The following is a 23,156-nucleotide window of genomic DNA, read 5'->3' on the forward strand; positions in this document are numbered from 1 at the left end:
CGCTTCTGGTCAACAAAAGCGGTGCAATATGCAAGTTTTTATCATGCGTCACGGCGACGCAGCACTCGATGCCGCCAGTGATTCGGTTCGTCCTCTGACCGTGTGCGGTTGTGATGAATCCCGTCAAATGGCGACCTGGTTAAAAGGTCAAAAGGTGGATATCGAACGTGTTCTGGTGAGCCCTTTCCTGCGAGCCGAACAGACACTGGACGTCGTGAAAGAGGCCATGAGCCTGCCTGTCAAAACCGAAGTGCTGCCGGAGCTTACGCCCTGCGGCGATGTGGGTCTGGTGAGCGATTACCTCCATGTTCTGGCCCGTGACGGCGTCAGCGCGGTGATGGTTATCTCCCACCTGCCGCTGGTCGGTTATCTGGTGGCGGAACTCTGCCCTGGCGAAACGCCGCCGATGTTCTCCACGTCCGCTATCGCCTGCGTGACGGTTGAGGGCGATAACGATAAGGGCGTCTTTAACTGGCAGATGAGCCCCTGCAATCTCAAAATGGCGAAAGCGATGTAATACCCGCCTGTACCCTGAAAAGAAAAAGAGCCGCTGATGCGGCTCTTTCTGTTTTTGCTATCAGGTTCGGTGTGATTAAGGCAGTTGCGGCGGCTGCCACTCTTCCACTTCAATCAGCACCAACAGCGCGGCGTCGCCGCCATACTCTTTCGGCGCCTGATGGAAGGCCATCACGTGCGGATGCTGAGCCAGCCACAGCGGCGTCTGTTGTTTGAGAATATGTTTACCGTGGCCATGCATCACGCAGGCGCAGAACACATGTTCGCGGCGGCAGGCGGCGATAAGCGCGCCCAGCTCCTGCTTGGCCTGCATCTGGGTCAGGCCGTGGAGATCGAGAAACAGCTCGGGCGAATAGTCGCCACGGCGCAGTTTTTTCAGCTCGAAGTGATCCACGCCGGGGCGCACATAGCGCATCGGCCCGTCGCTGTTCAGAAGCGGCTGGAATTCATCGGAAAAATAGTGGCTGGCGTCTACCTGCTCCTGCAACAGGCGTTTGGGCGGCACCTCGCGCAGCTTTTTACGCGCAGGCGGGTGCACGATGGTGTCCTGTTTCAGCTCGCGCGTTCCGCTCATCAGCGCGCGAAACAGCGACTTTTCTTCCTCACTCAGCGATGGCTTCTTTTTCATCTTCTTCTCTTCTTCCTCTTTGCGCAGGCAGTTTACCCGAGTTTGGCGCGTCGCCAAACAAAAGCCATTTTTCGGGGATGACGCGCCGGTTGCTGATTTATCGCCGCCTTCATGGCAAACTAGCCGCCGAATTTAACGCGGAGCGTCATGCGGAGGGCAGTGTGGATAAAATTTTCGTCGATGAGGCAGTCAGTGAACTGCATACCATTCAGGATATGTTGCGTTGGGCGGTGAGCCGCTTCAGCGCGGCCGGCATCTGGTATGGTCACGGCACGGACAACCCCTGGGATGAGGCGGTGCAACTGGTGCTGCCGTCGCTCTACCTGCCGCTGGATATTCCGGAAGATATGCGCACCGCGCGCCTGACCTCCAGCGAGCGCCACCGTATTGTCGAGCGAGTGATCCGCCGCGTTAACGAGCGCATTCCGGTGGCCTATCTCACTAACAAAGCCTGGTTCTGCGGCCACGAATTTTATGTCGATGAGCGCGTGCTGGTGCCGCGTTCGCCGATTGGCGAGTTAATCAATAATCACTTCGCCGGGCTTATCGACCACGAACCGCAGCACATTCTCGATATGTGCACCGGCAGCGGCTGTATCGCTATCGCCTGCGCCTACGCCTTCCCGAATGCGGAAGTCGACGCGGTGGATATCTCCACCGACGCGCTGGCCGTTACCGAGCACAACATTGAAGAGCACGGGCTTATCCATCACGTCACGCCGATCCGCTCCGATCTGTTCCGCGACCTGCCGAAAGTGCAGTACGACATTATCGTCACCAATCCGCCGTATGTGGATGAAGAAGATATGTCCGATCTGCCGAACGAATATCGCCACGAGCCGGAACTCGGCCTGGCGGCGGGCAGCGACGGGCTGAAGCTCGCGCGCCGCATTCTGGCCTGCTCGCCGGACTACCTGACCGACAACGGTATTCTGATTTGTGAAGTCGGTAACAGCATGGTACATCTGATGGAGCAGTACCCTGACGTGCCGTTTACCTGGCTTGAGTTCGACAACGGCGGCGACGGCGTCTTTATGCTGACTAAAGCGCAGCTCATCAGCGCGCGCGAACACTTCAGCATCTACAAAGATTAAAAACAGGCGGGCGCGGGCCCGCTGAATAACGACAACACCACAACGACACGACAACGGAGCCGTGATGGCAGGCAACACTCTTGGACAACTCTTTCGCGTAACCACCTTCGGCGAGTCGCATGGTCTGGCGCTCGGCTGCATCATTGACGGCGTGCCGCCGGGCATTGCGCTGAGCGAAGCCGACCTGCAACACGATCTCGATCGCCGCCGTCCTGGCACCTCCCGTTACACCACGCAGCGCCGCGAACCGGACCAGGTGAAAATTCTCTCCGGCGTGTTTGAAGGCGTGACGACCGGCACCAGCATCGGCCTGCTGATTGAAAACACCGATCAGCGCTCCCAGGATTACAGCGCCATTAAAGATGTGTTCCGTCCAGGGCATGCCGATTACACCTACGAACAGAAATATGGCCTGCGCGACTATCGCGGCGGCGGGCGCTCTTCCGCACGTGAAACCGCCATGCGCGTGGCGGCAGGCGCTATCGCCAAAAAATATCTGGCGCAGAAATTCGGCATCGTCATCCGCGCCTGCCTGACCCAAATGGGCGATATTCCGCTGGATATCAAAGACTGGGCGCAGGTGGAGCAGAACCCGTTCTTCTCACCGGATGCCGATAAGCTGGAAGCGCTGGACGAACTGATGCGCGCGCTGAAAAAAGAGGGCGACTCCATCGGCGCGAAAGTGACGGTTGTCGCCGACAACGTGCCGCCGGGCCTCGGCGAGCCGGTATTTGACCGTCTCGATGCTGACATCGCCCACGCGCTGATGAGCATTAACGCCGTTAAGGGCGTTGAGATTGGCGAAGGGTTTGGCGTCGTGGCGCTGAAAGGCAGCGAGAACCGCGACGAAATCACCAAAGAGGGGTTTCAGAGCAACCACGCGGGCGGCATTCTCGGCGGCATCAGCAGCGGCCAGCAGATTGTTGCGAATATCGCGCTGAAGCCCACCTCCAGCATCACCGTGCCGGGCCGCACCGTTAACCGCTTCGGCGACGAAGTGGAGATGATCACCCGCGGGCGTCACGATCCGTGCGTGGGCATACGCGCGGTGCCGATCGCCGAGGCGATGATGGCTATCGTGCTGATGGATCACCTGCTGCGTCACCGCGCCCAGAACGCGGATGTCACCACCACGCTTCCTCGCTGGTAAGTAAATGAAAAAACTCTGCTTAGCCTTGCTGGCGCTGCTTGCTTGCAGCGCGGCAAGCGCCGCCACGCCGTGGCAGAAAATCACGCAGCCGATCCCGGGCGCCGCCCAGTCGATCGGTACCTTTTCCAATGGGTGTATCGTCGGCGCGCAGCCGCTGCCGATACAGTCAGAGCATTATCAGATAATGCGTACCGACCAGCGCCGCTATTTTGGTCATCCGGAGCTGGTGCGCTTTATCGAACGTCTGAGCAATCAGGTCAATCAGTTACAGCTCGGCACCGTACTGGTGGGCGATATGGGTATGCCGGCGGGCGGGCGCTTTAACGGCGGCCACGCCAGTCACCAGACGGGGCTTGATGTCGATATTTTCCTGCAACTGCCGAAAACGCGCTGGAGCGCGGCGCAACTGCGCCGTCCGCAGGCGCTGGATTTGGTGTCAGACGACGGGAAATCCGTGGTGCAGTCACTCTGGAAGCCGGAAATCGGCGGGCTGATCAAGCTCGCGGCGCTTGATGATGAAGTGACCCGCATCTTCGTAAATCCGGCCATCAAGCAGCAGCTCTGCCTGGATGCCGGGCCGGATCGCGACTGGCTGCGCAAAGTGCGTCCGTGGTTCCAGCATCGCGCCCATATGCACGTGCGTCTGCGTTGCCCGCCGGACAGCCTGGAGTGCGTGGAGCAGGATCCGCCGCCGGCGGGGGATGGCTGCGGCGACGAGCTGCAAAGCTGGTTTAAGCCTGCGGCGCCTGGCAGCAGCAAACCTGAGAAAACCACGCCGCCGCCATTGCCGCCGTCGTGTCAGGCGTTGCTCGACAAACACGTTCTTTAACACCGACTAAGGATGGCCGTGATGGACTGGTTTATGGTTTCGCCGCTGTTGCTGACCGCGCTCTTTTTTGTCGCGTTGCTGGCGGGCTTTATCGATGCCCTCGCGGGCGGCGGCGGGCTGTTGACCGTTCCCGCGCTGCTGGCGGCGGGCATGTCGCCTGCCCAGGCGCTGGCGACCAATAAACTGCAGGCGTGCGGCGGCTCGCTGTCCGCCTCGCTCTATTTTATCCGTCGCGGCGTGGTCAGCCTGCGTGACCAGAAACTCAACATCCTGATGACGTTTATCGGCTCCACCAGCGGCGCCCTGCTGGTGCAGCATGTGCAGTCCGATATTCTGCGCCAGATCCTGCCGGTGCTGGTGATCGCCATCGGCCTCTATTTTCTGCTGATGCCGCGCCTTGGCGAGGACGATCGCCAGCGCAGGCTGTATGGCCTGCCGTTCGCGCTGGTGGCGGGCGGTTGCGTTGGTTTTTACGACGGCTTTTTCGGCCCCGGCGCGGGCTCGTTTTATGCGCTGGCGTTTGTGACGCTCGCCGGTTTTAACCTCGCCAAATCCACCGCCCACGCCAAAGTGCTTAACGCCACCTCTAACGTCGGGGGTTTGCTGCTGTTTATCATCGGCGGCAAAGTTATCTGGGGTACCGGCTTTGTGATGCTTGCCGGTCAGTTTCTCGGCGCGCGCTTAGGCTCGCGTCTGGTATTAAGTAAAGGACAGCGCCTGATCCGCCCGATGATCGTTATCGTTTCGGCGGTGATGAGCGCCAAATTGTTATATGACAGCCACGGACAGGAGATCCTCCACTGGCTGGGGATGGCGTAATGTGTGAACACCACTATCAGGATTTAATCTCTATTTTCGACGGCTGTTTTGCCGTCGATTTTAATACCCGTCTGATTAAAGGCGACGACGAACCGATCTATCTTCCGGCAGATGCCGATGCGCCTTATCACCGCGTGGTCTTCGCGCACGGGTTTTACGCCAGCGCCCTGCATGAGATTTCGCACTGGTGCATCGCGGGTAAAGCGCGGCGCGAGCTGGTGGATTTCGGCTACTGGTATTGCCCGGACGGGCGCGATGCGCAGACACAGAGCCAGTTTGAAGACGTCGAAGTCAAACCGCAGGCGCTGGAATGGCTGTTCTGCGTGGCGGCGGGCTTTCCGTTTAACGTCAGCTGCGACAACCTCAACGGCGATTTCGACCCGGATCGCATTGCGTTTCAGCGCCGGGTACACGGCCAGGTGATGCAGTATCTGACCGACGGCATTCCCGAACGTCCGGCGCGCTTTATCGCGGCATTACAGGATTTTTACCAGACGCCGCCGCTGGCGGCGCAACAATTCCCATGGCCGGAAGACTTGTGCTAATCGCCATGTTATTAACCGAGGAAAACGAATGATTGCCGAATTTGAAGCACGTATTCTGGCGCTGATTGATGAGATGGTGGAGCACGCGAGCGACGACGAACTGTTCGCCAGCGGCTATCTGCGCGGGCACCTGACGCTTGCTGTCGCGGCGCTTGAGCAGGGTGACGACCACTCCCAGCAGGCGGTGTATACCCAGGTGACTAACAGTCTCGAAACCGCGATCCACGCGGGCGAACTCTCGCCGCGCGATCAGTCGCTGGTGCTGGGCATGTGGGATAACCTGTTCCAGCAGGCTAAGCTCAACTGAGCCTGAAAACCTGCGCGCGCCGGGCGCGCAGGTCATCACCTTATTACGCCTGTGCTTCCAGCCTAAACACCCGCGTTCCCGCGTTCAGCCGGGTCACCTGCTCCGACATCACATCCGCCGATCCCGCCAGCTCTTCCACCATGGACGCGTTGCTCTGCGTCACTTTATCCAGTTCCGCAATCGCCAGGTTTATCTGCTCAATGCCGCGCTGTTGCTCCTGCGTCGCCATGTTGACCTCGTTCAGCAGATCGTGAACGCGCGTCGCGTTGGCGATGATATCGTGCATGGCGCTTTCCGCCGTCTTCACCAGCGTCGCCCCTTCGCCCACTTTATTGGTGGTGCCGGCAATCAGCTGACGAATATCTTTTGCCGCTTCTGAGCTACGGTGGGCGAGATTGCGCACTTCGCCCGCAACGACCGCGAACCCTTTGCCGTGCTCCCCGGCGCGCGCGGCCTCTACGGCGGCGTTCAGCGCGAGGATATTAGTCTGAAACGCGATCCCTTCTATCAGGGCGATAATCTCGGTCATTTTGTCTGCGCTTGCGGAAATCGCCTGCATGGTGCCGGAAACCTGGCTCATCACCACGCCGCCTTGTTGAGCGCTGGAGGCGGCGTTGCCCGCCATCAGCCGCGCCTGATGCGTATGCTCGGCGTTATTTTTCACGGTGGAGGTGATCTGCTCCATGCTGGCTGCGGTTTCGATAAGCGCGGCGGACTGCTGCTCGGTGCGAGCGGAAAGCTCGCGGTTGCCGGAGGCGATTTCGCCCGCGTGGTTGAAGACCGTTTCCGCCGAGTGGCGAATGGCAGAGATAAGCTTACGCAGTTCATTTTGCATCGTGCCGAGCGAGCTCAGCAGATTGTTATCGCCGCGCCAGGTCACCGGGTGGCTCAGATCGCCCTGCGAAATGGTGTACGCGATCGCCTGCGCTTTGGCCGGTTCACCGCCGAGCTGACGCATCAGGTTGCGCGTAAGCAGGGTCGCAATCACGCCGCTTGCCGCAAGCGCCACCATGCCGAGGATAATTTGTATCCATGTCGCGGACGAATAGCCCTGCGCCGCGCTTTTCGCCTCGACGTCCGCCGCGGCGATTTCGTTTTTCTCAAGTTCAGCCAGATCCGCCATCAATTGCGTGCGGTACTGGCGCGAGTTATCGCCGCTGATTTTACTGGCAAGCACAATGTCTTCCTGTGCTAATGCCGCCAGCACCTGACTATTGGATTGTGAAAACGCTTTAAAATTATCGACGATTTTTGTCGCGAGCGGCGGCAGAGCGGCCCCCTGATATAAACGAACATAATGATGTTGCGCGTCGAGGAAATTATTAATCGCCTGTTGCAACTCTTTCTGATGCTTTTCTCTCTCGGCATGCGTAGTGGAGGCGATCATCTGCACCTGCTGAAGGCGTAGTTCCGATAAAACGCCACGCATTTCAAGCGTATACCGGACGGCCGGAAAGCGCTCGGTCAGAATAAACGATGCGCTCTTATTATTATTGCTGAGAAAATAAAGTGATAAAGCTCCCATTACGAGCATCAATGCAAGAATAACAGAGAGGCTCATTATTATCTTTTGAGAAAATTTAAGATTATTCATTGTTAGCGGGCCATAGTATTTACCGGAACGGTAAATACTATTAACGGCACGCGCCTGGGTTTCCGCAGAGGGCTTTATTAACCTGGATCAACCTTTAGTGAAATGTTTTTTCAGAAATATCAGAAGCGTGTACCAGCCATTGCGGCGCGCGCTGACGCGCCGCAAAAGCGTTAACCGGCCGCGCGGCCTTTCAGCAGTTTACGCACCCACAGCCGGTTAGGATTCAGGGCCGCGAGCGTCGCGCCATCCAGCGGCAGCGGCTCGCCGTTCATCTGCGAGGCTAACATCTCCGCGGCCAGCGGCGCGCTGCACAGCCCGCGCGAGCCGAGCGCCCCCAGCACAAAGAGATTCTCCAGCACCGGCGCGGGCGCGACCGTTTCCGGCGTGCGGGCATGGTGGGAAAGCGTAGCGTAATCGCGAAGCGTGGCGGCGTAATCCGGCGCGTTGCCAACCATCGGCAGGTGATCGCGCGTGGCGCAGCGCACGCCGCAGCGGGCGTCGCCCGCGCTGACGTCTACCTCCTGCGTCCAGGCTGCGGCAGGCAGGCAGTCGATCAGTCGCTGGCGGTTGTGCTGCTGATCCTCTTCCTGATAGCGCATCTCGCTGACACCGCGATGATAGCTGGCGCCGATACAGTGCATGCCGTTCGCCGGATTTTGCGGCGTCAGGTAGCCGTCATAACACAGCACCTGGCGCAGCGCGCCGAGGCCCGGCGTGGTGGGGATATGGCTCACCTGGCCGCCGACCGGGTAGACCGGCAGCGTTTCGGTTTGCGGAAAGCCGCTGAGCTGATGACCGTTCGCCAGCACCAGAACGGCGTGACGCGCCTGCGCGCCGCTCGCGAAATCCAGCCGCCAGCTCCCGTTTTCCTGGTACAGCGCGCTGACCCTGTGCCCGTAACGCGCCCGCAGGCCATGCGCCTGCGCAAGCGTCACTACGCCCGCAGTCAACTGCGCCGGGCAGAGCCAGCCGCCCTGCGGATATTCAATGCCGCCGCAGCCGGTTTCCACGCCGCTGCGTTCGCGCACCGTATCGCTGTCAACGCCGCGCGCCAGGGATTCTGGCAGACCGAGCTCCAGCATCTGGCTGATTTTGGTCTGGCTTTTTTCATCCCAGCCAAGCTGCGTTACGCCGCACCACTCTTTATCGAAACTGACCGGCAGCGCGTCATAGAGTCGGCGGGCGAAGGTGAACGCCGTCGGGAAGAAGGCGGCCAGCGCGGCGTCATGGTGGCTTAATAAAGGATAGAGCGCGCCCTGGCGGTTGCCCGACGCGCCCTGCGCCGGAGCGTTATCTTCGCAGTAGAGCGTTACCTGCCAGCCGCGCCTTTGTAAGGCGAGTGCGAGCAGGGCGCTGGCGATACCGCCGCCGACAATCGCCACGTCTTTATCACCGCTCGCCGGGCGGCGCGCATACCAGGGCGCGCGAACAGGCGGCGGGGCATCAACGCTCAGCGCGCCCGTCAGCATTTCGCGCTTGCGCCCGAACCCCTTGCGCTTCACCACGTTAAAACCGGCGTCAATCAGCCCGCGGCGCACAAAGCCCGCGGAGGTAAATGTCGCGAGCGTACCGCCGGGGCGGGCGAGGCGCGCCATCGCGGCAAACAGGCCGGGCGTCCACATGTCGGGGTTTTTCGACGGCGCGAAACCATCCAGAAACCAGGCATCCACCTGGCGGTTGTGTGTGTCATCCAGCGTGTCGACCAGTTCGTTGATGTCGCCGAGCCATAAATCGAGCGTGACGCGACCGTCATCCAGCAGCACCCGCTGACACCCCGGCAGCGCCATCGGCCACTGCGCCTGGAGCTGATGCGCCCAGGGCGCGAGTTCCGGCCAGTGGGCGTGCGCGCTGGCAAGATCGGCAGGCGTCAGCGGAAATTTTTCAAAACTGATGAAGTGCAGGCGCTGTAGCGCGGCGTCCGGGTTCGCGTCGCGAAACGCCGCGAACGCCTGCCAGAGCGTCAGAAAATTAAGCCCGGTGCCAAACCCGCTTTCGGCGACAATAAAGCTGTCACGCGGGTGTGTCATAAAGCGTTCAGGGAGCTGATTGCCGTTCAGAAAGACGTAGCGGGTCTCTTCCAGACCGTCGTCATTGGAAAAATAAACGTCATCAAAATCTCGGGAAACAGGTGTACCCTCATTATTAAACGTCAGGCTGGCAGGCTGGATGGCGATAGGTTTCACGTAAATTGCTCGAATGACAGGCAGTCGCACGATCTTAGCGAGCCCGGTCGGACATCGCAAATTTCTTGCCAATCTGGCTGATCGGACTTGTTCGGCGTACAACTGTACGCTATCTTGCGACACGACACTTACTTAGCGTACTCGAAGAGGTATTGAATGAAACGTGCAGTAATTACTGGCCTGGGCATTGTTTCCAGCATCGGTAATAACCAGCAGGAAGTCCTGGCATCCCTGCGTGAAGGACGCTCGGGGATCACTTTCTCTCAAGAATTTTTCGACGCAGGTATGCGTAGCCACGTCTGGGGCAACGTGAAGCTGGACACGACCGGTCTGATTGACCGTAAAGTGGTGCGCTTCATGAACGACGCCTCTATTTATGCTTACCTCTCCATGCAGGAAGCTATCAAAGACGCGGGTCTGCCCGACGAGGTGTATCAGAATAACCCGCGCGTCGGTATCGTTGCCGGCTCCGGTGGTTCGTCCAAAGCCCAGGTGTTCGGCGCTGACGCGATGCGCAGCCCGCGCGGCCTGAAAGCGGTCGGCCCTTATGTGGTCACCAAAGCGATGGCCTCTGCGGTTTCCGCCTGCCTCGCGACCCCGTTTAAAATCCACGGCGTTAACTACTCCATCAGCTCCGCGTGTGCGACTTCCGCGCACTGCATCGGCAACGCGGTTGAGCAGATCCAGCTTGGCAAACAGGACATCGTGTTCGCCGGCGGCGGCGAAGAGCTGGGCTGGGAAATGGCGTGTGAATTCGACGCGATGGGCGCGCTCTCTACCAAATACAACGAGACTCCGGAAAAAGCCTCCCGTACCTATGATGCGAGCCGTGACGGTTTCGTTATCGCAGGCGGCGGCGGTATGGTCGTGGTCGAAGAGCTGGAGCACGCGCTGGCGCGCGGCGCGCACATTTACGCAGAAATCGTCGGCTACGGCGCAACCTCCGATGGTGCCGACATGGTCGCGCCCTCTGGCGAAGGCGCGGTACGCTGCATGAAGATGGCGATGCACGGTCTGGATACGCCGATTGACTACCTGAACTCCCACGGTACGTCTACGCCGGTTGGCGACGTGAAAGAGCTTGGCGCTATCCGTGAAGTGTTCGGCGACAACACGCCGGCTATCTCCGCGACCAAAGCGATGACCGGCCACTCGCTGGGCGCCGCAGGCGTGCAGGAGGCTATCTACTCCCTGCTGATGCTGGAGCACGGCTTTATCGCGCCGAGCATCAACATTGAAGAACTGGACGAGCAGGCGAACGGCATGAACATCATCACCGCGCCAGTTGAGCGCGAGCTGACGACCGTCATGTCCAACAGCTTTGGTTTTGGCGGCACCAACGCCACGCTGGTCATGCGTAAATACCAGGCGTAATGTCTCTTTAAAAGAAATGGAGCCGAAAGGCTCCTTTTTTTATGTTTATCTCCCGCGTTTTACTTTCCCGCATTTCCTTATCTGAAATATTCCGGATAATCTCCTTGTCGCCGCGGCGTCATACATAAAATTTATCTTAAGAATAACCTCTTGTTTTAATAGATGTTACCTTCAAACCCTGGCACGTCACGGCTATTCAAAAATTGCGTTATTTTACCTGAGCTTAAATAACTGGTGATTTATTTAATTTCACTTAAGTCATTAAAAATTAATTTAACTTAAAAATAACTAGCTGATAAATAATATTTATTTCAACAAGAGTCACTTTATTGGCTCCTTCCATAAAGTTACGGCATTTTTTGACGATATATCTATGTATAGATAAGCGGTCGTTGAATTCTATTAACGGTAACGCTTAGCGGAAACGCATATCACATCATGCCATTCTTAATCTTTTCAAAAAGATAAGAGTGAAGGACGCAGCATAAAAGAAATCCGAAATCTGTTTGCGGAATTCAGGGACTAGTTGTTTGCCTCTTACGAGGCCTTGCCAGCCGGGGAAACCAACCATGCCCACAGACACATCTCTGGGTAAAGGGACTTTATTAACCAAAGGGAGAGTGATTCCACTCATTATCCTGTCGTGTTCAGGTGCGGCCTCTGCCAGCGTAAAAAAGGATGCCGATGACGTCTTTACGTATGCGCCTTCTGTAATGGCCGCGGATGTTGTCACGCGCACTAACTTTAACCGACCGTTGTTCATCACCAGCGCGTCCACCGCGCGCGCGGCGGGCATCAACGGCGCGGGCATTAAAGTCGGCGTGGCGGATACTGGTATTCTGACCACGCACCCGGCCCTACTGGGCGTGGTGAAGGGCACCCTGAACTATGTCGATCCGAACACCAACAATCTGAGCGTCGGCGATGTCCGCGGCCACGGTACGATGGTCGCCCAGACGCTTGCGGGCCGTAAGACCGATCTGTTTACCGGCGGCACCGCGACGGGCGCGACGCTTATCAGCGCGCGTATCATTCCTGATGTCGCCAATACCCGCCAGAGCCTGAACTTCGGGCAGATCAACTACGATCTGGCGCGTGCAGGCGCGAAGATCATTAACAACTCCTGGGGTATCCCTGACTGGAACCCGGCCAGTACCGCCACGACCAATTATTTCGTGAACGCCTGGAAGCCGTTTATCTCGTCGTACAACGGGCTGATTGTGTTTGCGAGCGGCAACGACGGCGCGGCGAACCCGGTAGGCGTAGCGAAGCTTCCTTCGCTGTCACCGAAATCCGGACTGGATAAAGGCTGGCTGGTCGCCACGGCGGTCGACACCTTTAACCCGAGCTATATCGCAAGCTACGCCAACCGCTGCGGCGTCATGAAAAACAGTTGTCTGGCGGCGCCTGGCAGCGTTTATGTGCAATCGACCGACAGCACCGGCAAACCGGTGCTGCGCCTGGTCAGCGGCACGTCCTTCGCCGCCCCTCAGGTCTCCGGCGTGGCGGCGATGGTGTGGCAGAAATACCCCTATTTCACTAACGATCTGGTGCGCCAGACGGTGCTCGGCACCGCGACCGACATCGGCGCGCCCGGTGTGGACGCGGTGTTTGGCTACGGTCTGTTGAATGCGGCGAAGGCGATTAACGGCCCGGCGAAATTTGACTGGGGCACCGTGAGCGTGGCGTTTAACAGCTACACCTCGACCTGGGGCAATGCTATCAGCGGCAGCGGCGGATTAGTTAAAAGCGGTACCGGTAAGCTGGTGCTGACGCAGGACGCCAGCTACACCGGCACAACGCAGGTGCTGGGCGGCACGCTGTCGTCCGCGAAAAGCCTGGCCTCCGCGGTGACGATTGGTCGCGCGGGCACGCTGGATGTACGCACGGTAAAAGGCAATGTCGATAACAGCGGTTATGTACTGCTGCGTGACGGCAAAACGCGCTTTGTGCGCAACTACACGCAGCGCGCCACCGGCAGCCTGGCGTTTATGCTCGGCTCGACGCTGGATGTCACCGGACGCGCGACGCTTGCGGGGAATCTGCATCTGCTTGGCGTGCCGACAGGCTACGTCACCCAGGCGCGCCAGCCGGTAGTCAACGCTGGCGCACTGTCTGGCCGGTTCAGCCGCTTTACGCAGTCGGCGGGCGTTTTCCTGACCGGCTCGCTCGGGTACAGCACAAAGCAGGTATGGCTTAACATCAAACGTTTGCAGGTCACGCAGACGAAAGTCGCCAGCACGTCTGCGGCCTCGCTTTCCGGCGCGGCGCGTCTGGAGCAGGCGTTCACGCAGCTCGATAAGCAGGTGGCGAGCGGCGTGACGGTACGCGCCAGTTCGTTCGCCTCGGCGGCAGCCGAATTGCAGCGCATCCCGAACAATCAGTCTGCCCGCGCGGCGCTGGAGAGTCTCTCTGGCCAGCTTCCGGCGGCAACGGCGGCCCTGACCTGGCAGGCTATCAATGTGAATCAGCGCAGCAGCGCGACGCACATCAGTGAACTGCTCGACGCGCCGCAAAGCCGCAGCTGGAGCGACACGCTCTCCTGGAACGGCAGCCTCGGACGCAACGGGTTCTCGCCGGTCAGTTATTCCATGAAAGGGTGGGTGACCGGCCAGGATCGGTTTATCGATGAGCATACGTTTATCGGCACTTCGCTCTCGCGCACGGAAACATTCAGCGCGCTGAGCAGCGGCGGCGAGCGCAACACCGGCAGCCTCAGCGAAGCCGCGCTGTACGGCGGCAAGATTTACGGCGGCTACTACCTGACCGGGCGCCTGGCATCCGGTTATTACGACGGCCAGCAGAAACGTATGCTGTGGCTCGGCAGCCGTTCCGAGCGCGTCAACAGCCGCCAGAGCGGCAGCTGGATGTCGCTTGGCAGCGAGACCGGCTATCGCTTCAGCGTAGAAGGTCTGGAAGTGACGCCGTTTGTCGATACGCAATACATCACGCTGAAGCAGGACGCCTTTAGCGAGAAAAGCGCCTCGGGTTTCGGCCTGCGCGCCGACAACCAGACCACCACACGCTGGCAGGCGGGCGCAGGGCTGCGCGCGGCTTATGCGTTCGACCTGAAAACCCACGGGCGGCTGGATCTGAGCTTTCAGACCCATCTGCAACGCGCGTTAAGCCAGGATGAAGGGCGCTATCAGGCGAGCTTTACCGGCGTGGATCAGTCGGTGCCGCTCCACGGCGTGACGGCGCCTGAGAAAACGCTCACCAGCGCGGTGTCGCTGGGCTGGCAGGTCAATCCGGCGCTGAACCTGAATCTGACCGGCGAGCAGGAGACCAGCGACGGGCGCAACAGCAACCGCAGCGTGATAGCGGGCGTGTCGTTAAGTTTCTGATACGTGAATGGCAGTAAAAGAAAAGGCGTCGAAAGACGCCTTTTTGCTGTCTGTCAGATAACCAGCCAGAGCAGAAGGAGAACCAGCACCAGCAGGAACATCGCAAGGCCGGGTTTGGCGGAAATCTGCTTCATCGGCTGGGTGAAAAACGCGATAAACGGGCTGTAGATAGGCTGAATATGGCGCACTTCGAGCGTTTCCGGCGACCCTTCAGAGCGACGAATAAAGACCTGATTAAGAATATCCTGCACCTGCGCGGTGGTTAGCACCGTTTGCGGCGTCGCCTGGAAGCGCTGCTGCGCGTAGTCGCTTATCTCCTGCCATTCACGCGACTCCAGCGGCTGGCGCAGCGCGGCCTGAATGCTGTGCAGCGTCGGCGCGGGCTGGTCGGCCAGCGTCTGGCGCGCGACAAGCCAGGTGGAGAGCGCCGCGAAATGCTTCGCCGGGATCAGCTCGCCGCTTTTCACGCCGGAAAGCTCCAGCATCGACTGCCAGATAAGCTTCGGCGATTCGCCGGTTGCGGCCGCAAGCTTGGTCACCTGCTGGTTGAGGGTATTGTGCTCGGCAGGCTGCATCGGCCGATCTGTCGCCGGGCGCTGTTGCGGCTGCGGGATATTAAGCTGCGCGTTTTGCAGCAGCGTCAGCACGCTTTTCAGTTGTTCGCCGGAAAGCTGGTTCAGCGCGGTGTGGCCGAACTGCTGGCGAATGTAATCGCTCACCGCCTGGCGGTTGTTGCCGACGCTCAGAAGCTCGGTCAGTTGCGACAACACCTGGCGCTGCGTGTGGGACTGCTGCGCCTGGCCTAACCGCTGGTTAAGGTTTTGCTCCGCGGCGGGAAAGTGGCGGGAGAGCAGCGGCGCATCGCTCTTTAGGCCCAGATCGTGCTTCATACCGGCCCAGACTTCAGCGCTTTGCTGCTGGGTCAGCGCCACGAGGCGGGTGATAAGCCGCTCCAGCACCGTGCGCTGCTGAGTGGAAAGCGGCTGCTCGCCTGCGGAGTGGGGCGATGTGGGAGGCTCGCCCGCCGGGCGGGGCGTGGCGCCATGAATGGGTTGCATCATCAATAATCCTTAACCTGACCGGACAGTGCCGCGAAACTAACCACGCTGTTAAGTATGCCTGGCGGCGAGATTATGGCACACTTAACGGCTATCTCCCGCACATAAACAGGTAGAGAAACGTGAAAATCCTCGTTGATGAAAATATGCCTTACGCACGCGAGCTGTTCAGCCGTCTTGGCGAGGTGCAGGCCGTGCCGGGCCGCCCGATCCCGCAGGCGGAACTGAGCGATGCCGACGCCCTGATGGTGCGCTCGGTGACGCAGGTGAATCGCGATTTGCTGGACGGTAAAAACATCCGGTTTGTCGGTACCGCCACGGCGGGCACCGACCACGTTGATGAAGACTATTTACGCGAGGCGGGCGTCGCGTTTTCCGCCGCGCCTGGCTGCAACGCGATTGCGGTGGTGGAGTATGTCTTTTCCGCGCTGCTGATGCTCGGCGAGCGCGACGGTTTTGCGCTCACCGACCGCACCGTCGGGATCGTCGGCGTAGGCAACGTCGGTTCTCGCTTACAGGCGCGCCTGGAGGCGTTAGGCGTGCGCACGCTGCTGTGCGATCCGCCGCGTGCCGATCGCGGCGACTGCGGCGATTTCCGCCCGCTTGACGAACTGGTGCGCGAGGCCGATATCCTCACGTTCCATACCCCGCTCTTTAAAGACGGGCCGTACAAAACGCTGCATCTGGCCGACGAGGCGCTGATCGCGCGCCTGAAGCCTGGGGCTATCCTGATTAACGCCTGCCGCGGCCCGGTGGTCGATAACGCCGCGCTGCTGGCGCGCCTTGAGGCGGGGCAGCCGCTCAGCGTCGTGCTGGACGTCTGGGAGCCGGAGCCTGCGCTGAACGTTGAGCTTTTAAAACGCGTTGATATTGGCACCGCGCATATCGCGGGCTATACGCTCGAAGGCAAAGCGCGCGGCACCACGCAGGTGTTTGAGGCGTACAGTCAGTTCCTCGGCTCACCGCAGCAGGTGGCGCTGGCTACACTGCTGCCGCCGCCGGAATTCGGCCGCGTGACGCTCCAGGGGCCGCTCGATCAGGCGACGCTGAAACGGCTGGTGCATCTGGTGTATGATGTGCGCCGCGACGATGCCCCGCTTCGGCGTGTGGCGGGCGTGCCGGGCGAGTTTGATAAGCTTCGCAAAAATTACCAGGAGCGCCGCGAATGGTCGTCGCTCTATGTGCAGTGCGATGACGAAGCCGCCGCCGCGCTGCTGCAAAAGCTGGGTTTTAACGCGACCCATCATCCGATCCGTTAATCGCTGATTCTCTTATTCCCCGCACAACGGGCGGGGAAGGCATTTTTATTTTCTGGAGTAAAACCACCATGTCTGAAGGCTGGAATATCGCCATACTGGGCGCGACGGGCGCCGTGGGAGAGGCCCTGCTTGAGCAACTCGCCGAGCGTCAGTTCCCGGTGGGTGACCTTTATGCGCTGGCGCGCAACGAAAGCGCGGGCGAAACGCTGCGCTTTAACGGTAAAAGCGTGCAGGTGCAGGACGCTGAGAATTTCGACTGGACCCAGGCGCAGCTCGCCTTTTTCGTCGCGGGCCCGGAGGCCAGCGCGCGCTATGTTGATGACGCGACCAACGCCGGTTGTCTGGTTATCGACTCCAGCGGCCTGTTTGCGCTTGAGCCGGACGTGCCGCTGGTGGTGCCGGATGTGAACCCGTATGTGCTGGCCGATTACCGTAACCGTAACGTGGTGGCGGTGGCGGACAGCCTGACCAGCCAGCTCCTGACGGCGCTGCGCCCGCTGATGGAAGCGGGCGGGCTGTCGCGTATTCAGGTGACGAACCTGCTGGCGGCATCCGCCCAGGGCAAAGCGGCGGTGGATGCGCTGGCGGGGCAGAGCGCGCGCCTGCTGAACGGGATGCCGGTCGATGACGACGATCACTTTGGCCGCCAGTTGGCGTTCAACGTGTTGCCGCTGCTGCCGGACCGCGAAGGCAGCGTGCGCCAGGATCGCCGTCTGGTGGATGAAGTGCGCAAAGTGTTGCAGGACGACGGGCTGATGATTTCCGTGGCCAGCGTGCAGGCGCCGGTGTTTTACGGCCACGCCCAGATCGTGAATTTCGAAGCGCTGCGACCGCTCGCGGCGGAAGAGGCGCGCGACGCGCTGGAGCGCGATCAGGATATCGCGCTGTCGGAAGAGAATGACTATCCGACCCAGGTGGGCGACGCCTCCGGCAGCGTGCATCTCTCTATCGGCTGCGTGCGTAACGACTACGGGATGCCGGAGCAGATCCAGTTCTGGTCGGTCGCCGATAACGTGCGCTTCGGCGGCGCGCTGATGGCCATCAAAACCGCGGAGAAACTGCTGCAGGAGTACGTGTACTGATGTCGGAAGGTCTGGAAAAGCCGGTGAGGAAAATCGCGCTCGGCATTGAGTACGACGGCAGTAAATATTACGGCTGGCAGCGTCAGCAGGAAGTGCGCAGCGTTCAGGAAAAGCTTGAAAAGGCGCTCTCGCAGGTGGCGAACGAGCCGGTTAACGTCTTCTGCGCGGGCCGCACCGACGCGGGCGTGCACGCCACCGGCCAGGTGGTGCACTTTGAAACCACCGCTGTGCGCAAGGACGCCGCCTGGACGCTGGGCGTAAATGCGAATTTACCTGGTGACATCGCGGTGCGCTGGGTTAAAGATGTGCCCGCGGAGTTCCACGCCCGGTTCAGCGCCACGGCTCGCCGTTACCGCTACGTTATCTATAATCACCGTTTGCGGCCGGCGGTGCTCTCGCAGGGGGTGACGCATTACCACCTGCCGCTGGACGCACAGCGTATGCACCGGGCGGCGCAGTGCCTTATCGGCGAGAACGACTTTACCTCGTTTCGCGCGGTGCAGTGCCAGTCCCGCACGCCCTGGCGCAACCTGATGCATATCAACGTTGAGCGCTTCGGGGCGTACATTGTGGTGGATATCAAGGCTAACGCGTTTGTGCATCATATGGTGCGCAATATCGTTGGCAGCCTGATGGAAATAGGCTGCGGTAACCAGCCGGAGAGCTGGATGGCAGAACTGCTGGCGGCTAAGGACAGAACGCTCGCGGCAGCGACGGCGAAAGCGGAAGGGCTGTATCTGGTGTCGGTGGATTATCCGGCGCAGTTTGCGCTTCCGAAGCCGCCGATGGGCCCACTTTTTTTAGCTGACTGACGGCAGTCGGGGAAGAAGAACCAGTATGGATATTATTCGCTTTCTGATTGATTTTATTTTACATATCGACGTGCATCTGGCGGAACTGGTGGCACAGTACGGGATCTGGGTATACGCGATTCTGTTCCTGATCCTGTTTTGCGAAACCGGGCTGGTCGTGACGCCGTTTCTGCCGGGCGATTCGCTGCTGTTCGTGGCGGGGGCTATCTCGTCGCTGCCGTCCAACGATCTCAATGTGCACCTGATGGCGCTTTTAATGGTCATCGCCGCGATCCTCGGCGACGCGGTGAACTACACTATAGGCCGACTCTTTGGCGCGCGGCTGTTCAGCAACCCGGATTCAAAAATCTTCCGGCAGAGCTATCTTGATAAAACGCATGCGTTTTATGAGCGCCACGGCGGTAAAACGATTATCCTCGCCCGTTTCGTGCCGATCGTGCGCACCTTCGCGCCGTTCGTCGCCGGGATGGGGCATATGTCCTACCGTCATTTTGCTCTGTTTAACGTCGTGGGCGCGCTGTTGTGGGTTCTGCTGTTTACCTACGCAGGCTACTTCTTTGGCGCGATGCCGTTTATTCAGGACAATCTGAAGTTGCTGATCGTCGCCATTATTGTCTTCTCGGTATTGCCGGGCGTGTATGAAGTGGTGCGTCATAAACGCGCCGCGGCGCGCCAGACAAAATAAGCCCTCTGGCGGTTCGACCACTTTTTTATCCAAAGTCGCGGGCCGTTATGGTTTAATGAGCACCATTTATGGTCTGTGGAAGGCAATAATGGCATTATGCGCCCCCACAGAAAAACTGGCATCGACCAGGTTCAGGCAGAAAGGTTATCAATGAGCTGGATTGAACGAATTCTCAATAAAAGCAATATTACTCCCACTCGCAGGGCAAACATCCCGGAAGGGGTGTGGACCAAGTGCGACAGCTGCGGCCAGGTACTCTACCGCGCCGAACTGGAGCGTAACCTTGAGGTTTGCCCGAAATGCGATCACCACATGCGCATGGCGGCGCGCGACCGTCTGCACAGCCTGTTAGACGAAGGGTCGCTGGTGGAACTGGGCAGTGAGCTTGAGCCGAAAGATGTGCTGAAGTTCCGTGATTCCAAAAAATACAAGGACCGTCTGGCGAGCGCCCAGAAAGAAACCGGCGAGAAAGACGCGCTGGTAGTGATGAAAGGCACCCTGCACGGTATGCCGATCGTCGCGGCGGCGTTTGAGTTCGCCTTTATGGGCGGCTCCATGGGCTCCGTCGTTGGCGCGCGTTTCGTGCGTGCGGTTGAGCAGGCGCTGGAAGACAACTGCCCGCTTATCTGCTTCTCCGCCTCCGGCGGCGCGCGTATGCAGGAAGCGCTGATGTCGCTGATGCAGATGGCGAAAACCTCCGCTGCGCTGGCGAAAATGCAGGAGCGCGGACTGCCGTACATCTCCGTGCTGACCGACCCGACCATGGGCGGCGTTTCCGCGAGCTTCGCGATGCTTGGCGATCTGAACATCGCCGAGCCGAAAGCCCTGATCGGCTTCGCCGGTCCGCGCGTTATCGAGCAGACCGTGCGTGAAAAACTGCCGGCTGGCTTCCAGCGCAGTGAGTTCCTGATCGAAAAAGGCGCTATCGATATGATCGTGCGTCGTCCGGAGCTGCGCCTGAAGCTTGCCAGCATTCTGGCGAAGCTGATGAACCTCCCGGCGCCAAGCCCGGACGCGCCGCGTGAAGCGGTGGTGGTGCCGCCGGTGCCGGAGCAGGATCAAGAGGCCTGATAGTCATGAAGGGCAGGGCCACCAGGCGCTGCCCTTCTTGTTTATGAACCGTAACCAGGATACGGGCACCATGGAAAAGCAACATCTTCCCCAAGCCACGTCGCCTCTGGCCACGTGGCTTTCTTATCTGGAAAACCTGCACGGTAAAACCATCGACATGGGCCTTGAGCGCGTCTCACGCGTGGCGGCATTGCTTGATGTGGTGAAACCCGCGCCGTTTGTCTTCACTGTCGCGGGCACCAACGGCAAAGGCACCACCTGCCGCACGCTCGAAGCGGTGCTGATGGCCGCCGGATTTCGCGTGGGCGTTTACAGCTCGCCGCATCTGGTGCGCTACACCGAGCGCGTGCGCGTGCAGGGCGAAGAACTGGCCGAAAGCCAGCACACCGCCGCGTTTGCAAAGATAGAAGCCGTGCGCGGCGAGACTTCGCTTACCTATTTCGAATACGGCACGCTATCCGCGCTGTGGCTCTTTAAGGAGGCGCAGCTGGATGTCGTTATCCTCGAAGTGGGGCTCGGCGGGCGTCTGGACGCCACCAACCTGGTGGATTGCGATGTGGCGGTGGTCACCAGCATTGCGCTCGATCACACCGACTGGCTGGGGCCGGATCGCGAAAGCATTGGGCGTGAGAAAGCCGGTATTTTCCGGGCGGGCAAACCGGCGGTGGTGGGCGAGACGGATATGCCGCAGTCCATCGCGCAGGTGGCGCGGGAGAAGGGCGCGCGGCTGTTGCGCGTGAACGACGCCTGGCGCTATGAGGCCGATCGTGACGGCTGGCGCTTTAGCGACGGCGATGGCGAACTCACTCACCTCCCGCTGCCGCAGGTGCCGCAGCCTAACGCGGCGACCGCGCTTGCCGCGCTTCGCGCAAGCGGCCTTGCGGTTAGCGAGCAGGCTTACCGCGACGGCATTGCGCGCGCCACGCTGCCGGGGCGTTTCCAGATTGTGAGCGAGGCCCCGCGCATCATTCTGGATGTCGCTCATAATCCGCACGCGGCGGGGTATCTGGCGCAGCGGCTCGAACAGTCGCCGTCCGCCGGGCGCGTACTGGCGGTTATCGGCATGCTGCATGATAAAGATATCGCCGGCACCCTCGCCTGTCTGGAGAGGGTCGTGGATAGCTGGTATTGTGCCCCTCTGGACGGGCCGCGCGGCGCCCGCGCCGAAGAGCTTGCGGAACATCTGCAGGCCAGCGCTGTCTTTGATAGCGTGGCGCAGGCCTGGCATGCGGCGCTGGCCGACGCGCAGCCTGCCGATACGGTACTGGTATGCGGGTCGTTTCATACCGTCGCACAGGTAATGGAAGAGATGGACGCGGGGAGACGAGGTGGCGAGTAAGTTTCAGAACCGATTAGTCGGCACGATTGTGCTGGTGGCGCTGGGGGTTATCGTGCTGCCAGGGCTGCTGGACGGCCAGAAAAAACATTATCAGGATGAGTTCGCGGCGATCCCGCTGGTGCCGAAGCCTGGCGATCGCGACGAGCCGGATATGCTGCCTGCCGCGACGCAGGCGTTGCCGTCTCAGCCGCCGGAAGGCGCGGCGGAAGAGGTGAGGGCCGGTAACGCGGCGACTTCTTCCATCGATACCACGCGGCTGCCTGCCGAAACCGGCGCGGAGCTTGATGAAGTGCCGGTGACGCCTGCGAAGCCGAAGGCGTCGGAGCCCGCGAAAACGCGCGCTGCCGATAAGCCTCAGAACAAGCCGCAGCGGGATAGAACCGACGAGCAGCTGGCGATGGTGAGCGAGGCCGAAGCGCCAGCGCCTGCGAAAACCACGCCGCCGGAGAAACCGCAAACGCCGCCAGCGGGCAAGGCGTATGTCGTGCAGCTCGGCGCGCTGAAAAATGCCGATAAAGTGAACGAAATAGTCGGCAAACTGCGCTCGGCGGGTTACCGGGCGTATACGTCGCCGTCCACGCCGGTGCAGGGGAAAATCACCCGCATTCTGGTAGGGCCGGAGGCGTCGAAAGATAAGTTAAAATCGTCGCTGGGCGAGCTGAATAGCCTGTCGGGGCTGAACGGCGTGATAATGAATTACAGCGTGAACTAAGCGGTCCGGCGCCTTTTTCGCAGGCGCACCGAGAAACCGCATCGCGCCACAGACGGCCCGCAGCAGGCGCATTTTTACCGCCCGCGGGCGTAACGGACGGATGGCGTTGAAGATTTTTTCAACGCCATTTTTTATTAACGCGTGGAAAGGAAATCCCTACGCAAACGTTTTCTTTTTCTGTTAGAATGCGCCCCGAACCGGATGTCAGGGCGTTTTATCGTGGGACACATTCATGGTCTGGATAGATTACGCCATCATTGCAGTAGTGGGTTTCTCGTGCCTGGTCAGCCTCATCCGCGGCTTCGTGAGAGAGGCGTTGTCGCTGGTCACCTGGGGCTGCGCTTTCTTTGTCGCCAGTCATTACTACACTTACCTGGCAGTCTGGTTCACCGGCTTTGAAGACGAACTGGTACGTAATGGGATTGCTATCGCGGTGCTGTTTATCGCGACGCTTATCGTCGGTGCGATAGTCAACTATGTGATTGGCGCGCTGGTGGAGAAAACCGGCCTGTCGGGTACAGACAGGGTGTTGGGGATCTGTTTCGGCGCCTTGCGAGGCGTGCTGATTGTCGCCGCCATTCTGTTCTTTCTTGATACCTTCACGGGCCTGTCCAAAAGCGAGGACTGGCAAAAGTCGCAGCTCATCCCACAGTTCAGTTTCATCATCAGATGGTTTTTTGACTATCTGCAAAGCTCGTCAAGTTTCCTGCCCCGGTAATCGTGCCGGGGGCGGTCTTTGAATTGAGGAAAAGACA

The 23,156-nt window shown here is 59.9% G+C and carries 21 protein-coding genes; 17 read left to right on the forward strand and 4 right to left on the reverse strand.

Features of this window, described 5'->3' with window-relative positions; genetic code table 11:
- Positions 1-28: 28 nt before the first annotated feature.
- Positions 29-517: a phosphohistidine phosphatase SixA gene (sixA, locus tag AB8W27_RS06150; RefSeq protein ID WP_015741967.1), complete on the forward strand. Its 489-nt coding sequence runs from the start codon at positions 29-31 to the stop codon at positions 515-517.
- A gap of 75 nt (positions 518-592) precedes the next feature.
- Here the strand turns inward: sixA and smrB are convergent, their stop codons facing one another.
- Positions 593-1,144 (reverse strand): endonuclease SmrB, encoded by a 552-nt coding sequence (smrB, locus tag AB8W27_RS06155; protein WP_004387043.1) that lies wholly within the window; start codon positions 1,142-1,144, stop codon positions 593-595.
- Between the two features lie 161 nt (positions 1,145-1,305).
- On the opposite strand from smrB, the gene prmB reads away from it, so the two are divergent.
- The 6 genes from prmB to AB8W27_RS06185 all read left to right on the forward strand — a co-directional run bounded on the left by prmB (position 1,306) and on the right by AB8W27_RS06185 (position 5,888).
- Entirely contained in the window at positions 1,306-2,238 is a 933-nt protein-coding gene (prmB, locus tag AB8W27_RS06160) for a 50S ribosomal protein L3 N(5)-glutamine methyltransferase (RefSeq protein ID WP_007762927.1), read from the forward strand.
- A gap of 64 nt (positions 2,239-2,302) precedes the next feature.
- Positions 2,303-3,388 carry a chorismate synthase gene (gene aroC, locus AB8W27_RS06165; RefSeq protein WP_015741965.1) on the forward strand — a complete coding sequence of 362 codons (1,086 nt, stop codon included), beginning with the start codon at positions 2,303-2,305 and terminating at the stop codon, positions 3,386-3,388.
- Positions 3,389-3,392: 4 nt separating this feature from the next.
- On the forward strand, positions 3,393-4,217 hold the full coding sequence (gene mepA / locus AB8W27_RS06170; RefSeq protein ID WP_041923778.1) for a penicillin-insensitive murein endopeptidase: 825 nt from the start codon (positions 3,393-3,395) through the stop codon (positions 4,215-4,217).
- Positions 4,218-4,238: 21 nt separating this feature from the next.
- A complete protein-coding gene (locus AB8W27_RS06175; protein WP_007762924.1) occupies positions 4,239-5,036 on the forward strand; it encodes a sulfite exporter TauE/SafE family protein in 798 nt (265 codons plus the stop codon).
- Complete coding sequence (locus tag AB8W27_RS06180) at positions 5,036-5,581, forward strand: elongation factor P hydroxylase (protein WP_015741962.1); 546 nt, start codon at positions 5,036-5,038, stop codon at positions 5,579-5,581. The genes AB8W27_RS06175 and AB8W27_RS06180 overlap by 1 nt, the downstream gene beginning before the upstream one ends.
- A gap of 28 nt (positions 5,582-5,609) precedes the next feature.
- A complete protein-coding gene (locus tag AB8W27_RS06185) occupies positions 5,610-5,888 on the forward strand; it encodes a YfcL family protein (RefSeq protein ID WP_007762922.1) in 279 nt (92 codons plus the stop codon).
- A 43-nt stretch (positions 5,889-5,931) separates the two neighbouring features.
- On the opposite strand, the gene AB8W27_RS06190 is transcribed toward AB8W27_RS06185, so the two are convergent.
- Both AB8W27_RS06190 and mnmC read right to left on the reverse strand, forming a co-directional pair.
- Positions 5,932-7,482: a methyl-accepting chemotaxis protein gene (locus AB8W27_RS06190; RefSeq protein ID WP_041923777.1), complete on the reverse strand. Its 1,551-nt coding sequence runs from the start codon at positions 7,480-7,482 to the stop codon at positions 5,932-5,934.
- 170 nt (positions 7,483-7,652) lie between these two features.
- A complete protein-coding gene (gene mnmC, locus AB8W27_RS06195) occupies positions 7,653-9,665 on the reverse strand; it encodes a bifunctional tRNA (5-methylaminomethyl-2-thiouridine)(34)-methyltransferase MnmD/FAD-dependent 5-carboxymethylaminomethyl-2-thiouridine(34) oxidoreductase MnmC (RefSeq protein ID WP_041923776.1) in 2,013 nt (670 codons plus the stop codon).
- A gap of 156 nt (positions 9,666-9,821) precedes the next feature.
- Between mnmC and fabB the strand changes: the two genes are divergently transcribed.
- Both fabB and AB8W27_RS06205 read left to right on the forward strand, forming a co-directional pair.
- Entirely contained in the window at positions 9,822-11,039 is a 1,218-nt protein-coding gene (gene fabB, locus AB8W27_RS06200) for a beta-ketoacyl-ACP synthase I (protein ID WP_015741959.1), read from the forward strand.
- A gap of 569 nt (positions 11,040-11,608) precedes the next feature.
- The gene (locus AB8W27_RS06205) at positions 11,609-14,383 is read left to right on the forward strand and encodes an autotransporter serine protease (RefSeq protein WP_049787154.1); all 2,775 of its coding nucleotides are present in this window, start codon (positions 11,609-11,611) and stop codon (positions 14,381-14,383) included.
- Positions 14,384-14,436: 53 nt separating this feature from the next.
- Here AB8W27_RS06205 and flk read toward each other — a convergent pair whose 3' ends face one another.
- Positions 14,437-15,444 carry a flagella biosynthesis regulator Flk gene (flk, locus tag AB8W27_RS06210; RefSeq protein ID WP_282899127.1) on the reverse strand — a complete coding sequence of 336 codons (1,008 nt, stop codon included), beginning with the start codon at positions 15,442-15,444 and terminating at the stop codon, positions 14,437-14,439.
- 119 nt (positions 15,445-15,563) lie between these two features.
- Here flk and pdxB point away from each other — a divergent pair, with 119 nt between their 5' ends.
- The 8 genes from pdxB to cvpA all read left to right on the forward strand — a co-directional run bounded on the left by pdxB (position 15,564) and on the right by cvpA (position 23,119).
- Positions 15,564-16,700, forward strand: coding sequence for a 4-phosphoerythronate dehydrogenase PdxB (gene pdxB, locus AB8W27_RS06215; protein WP_015741956.1), 1,137 nt, complete (start codon positions 15,564-15,566; stop codon positions 16,698-16,700).
- A 68-nt stretch (positions 16,701-16,768) separates the two neighbouring features.
- Positions 16,769-17,782 carry an aspartate-semialdehyde dehydrogenase gene (locus AB8W27_RS06220; RefSeq protein ID WP_041923774.1) on the forward strand — a complete coding sequence of 338 codons (1,014 nt, stop codon included), beginning with the start codon at positions 16,769-16,771 and terminating at the stop codon, positions 17,780-17,782.
- The gene (truA, locus tag AB8W27_RS06225; RefSeq protein ID WP_041923773.1) at positions 17,782-18,594 is read left to right on the forward strand and encodes a tRNA pseudouridine(38-40) synthase TruA; all 813 of its coding nucleotides are present in this window, start codon (positions 17,782-17,784) and stop codon (positions 18,592-18,594) included. Before AB8W27_RS06220 ends, truA begins: the two co-directional genes overlap by 1 nt.
- Before the next feature lie 25 nt (positions 18,595-18,619).
- Positions 18,620-19,279, forward strand: coding sequence for a DedA family protein (locus AB8W27_RS06230; RefSeq protein WP_015741953.1), 660 nt, complete (start codon positions 18,620-18,622; stop codon positions 19,277-19,279).
- A 150-nt stretch (positions 19,280-19,429) separates the two neighbouring features.
- Positions 19,430-20,350 carry an acetyl-CoA carboxylase, carboxyltransferase subunit beta gene (gene accD, locus AB8W27_RS06235; protein ID WP_015741952.1) on the forward strand — a complete coding sequence of 307 codons (921 nt, stop codon included), beginning with the start codon at positions 19,430-19,432 and terminating at the stop codon, positions 20,348-20,350.
- A gap of 70 nt (positions 20,351-20,420) precedes the next feature.
- Positions 20,421-21,689 (forward strand): bifunctional tetrahydrofolate synthase/dihydrofolate synthase, encoded by a 1,269-nt coding sequence (gene folC / locus AB8W27_RS06240; protein ID WP_015741951.1) that lies wholly within the window; start codon positions 20,421-20,423, stop codon positions 21,687-21,689.
- Positions 21,679-22,401, forward strand: coding sequence for a cell division protein DedD (dedD, locus tag AB8W27_RS06245; RefSeq protein WP_015741950.1), 723 nt, complete (start codon positions 21,679-21,681; stop codon positions 22,399-22,401). Before folC ends, dedD begins: the two co-directional genes overlap by 11 nt.
- Positions 22,402-22,633: 232 nt before the next feature.
- On the forward strand, positions 22,634-23,119 hold the full coding sequence (cvpA, locus tag AB8W27_RS06250) for a colicin V production protein (protein WP_004386645.1): 486 nt from the start codon (positions 22,634-22,636) through the stop codon (positions 23,117-23,119).
- Positions 23,120-23,156: the final 37 nt, after the last annotated feature.

The organism is Cronobacter turicensis, assembly GCF_041222865.1.
Classification (GTDB): Bacteria; Pseudomonadota; Gammaproteobacteria; order Enterobacterales; family Enterobacteriaceae; genus Cronobacter; species Cronobacter turicensis.

What these genes read in the sequence shown, in the direction of transcription:
- sixA (WP_015741967.1), top strand. Translation starts at nt 29, where the DNA reads ATGCAAGTTTTTATCATGCGTCACGGCGACGCAGCACTCGATGCCGCC.
- smrB (WP_004387043.1), bottom strand. Translation starts at nt 1,144, where the DNA reads ATGAAAAAGAAGCCATCGCTGAGTGAGGAAGAAAAGTCGCTGTTTCGC.
- aroC (WP_015741965.1), top strand. Translation starts at nt 2,303, where the DNA reads ATGGCAGGCAACACTCTTGGACAACTCTTTCGCGTAACCACCTTCGGC.
- mepA (WP_041923778.1), top strand. Translation starts at nt 3,393, where the DNA reads ATGAAAAAACTCTGCTTAGCCTTGCTGGCGCTGCTTGCTTGCAGCGCG.
- AB8W27_RS06175 (WP_007762924.1), top strand. Translation starts at nt 4,239, where the DNA reads ATGGACTGGTTTATGGTTTCGCCGCTGTTGCTGACCGCGCTCTTTTTT.
- AB8W27_RS06180 (WP_015741962.1), top strand. Translation starts at nt 5,036, where the DNA reads ATGTGTGAACACCACTATCAGGATTTAATCTCTATTTTCGACGGCTGT.
- AB8W27_RS06185 (WP_007762922.1), top strand. Translation starts at nt 5,610, where the DNA reads ATGATTGCCGAATTTGAAGCACGTATTCTGGCGCTGATTGATGAGATG.
- AB8W27_RS06190 (WP_041923777.1), bottom strand. Translation starts at nt 7,482, where the DNA reads ATGAATAATCTTAAATTTTCTCAAAAGATAATAATGAGCCTCTCTGTT.
- fabB (WP_015741959.1), top strand. Translation starts at nt 9,822, where the DNA reads ATGAAACGTGCAGTAATTACTGGCCTGGGCATTGTTTCCAGCATCGGT.
- AB8W27_RS06205 (WP_049787154.1), top strand. Translation starts at nt 11,609, where the DNA reads ATGCCCACAGACACATCTCTGGGTAAAGGGACTTTATTAACCAAAGGG.
- flk (WP_282899127.1), bottom strand. Translation starts at nt 15,444, where the DNA reads ATGATGCAACCCATTCATGGCGCCACGCCCCGCCCGGCGGGCGAGCCT.
- AB8W27_RS06220 (WP_041923774.1), top strand. Translation starts at nt 16,769, where the DNA reads ATGTCTGAAGGCTGGAATATCGCCATACTGGGCGCGACGGGCGCCGTG.
- truA (WP_041923773.1), top strand. Translation starts at nt 17,782, where the DNA reads ATGTCGGAAGGTCTGGAAAAGCCGGTGAGGAAAATCGCGCTCGGCATT.
- AB8W27_RS06230 (WP_015741953.1), top strand. Translation starts at nt 18,620, where the DNA reads ATGGATATTATTCGCTTTCTGATTGATTTTATTTTACATATCGACGTG.
- accD (WP_015741952.1), top strand. Translation starts at nt 19,430, where the DNA reads ATGAGCTGGATTGAACGAATTCTCAATAAAAGCAATATTACTCCCACT.
- folC (WP_015741951.1), top strand. Translation starts at nt 20,421, where the DNA reads ATGGAAAAGCAACATCTTCCCCAAGCCACGTCGCCTCTGGCCACGTGG.
- cvpA (WP_004386645.1), top strand. Translation starts at nt 22,634, where the DNA reads ATGGTCTGGATAGATTACGCCATCATTGCAGTAGTGGGTTTCTCGTGC.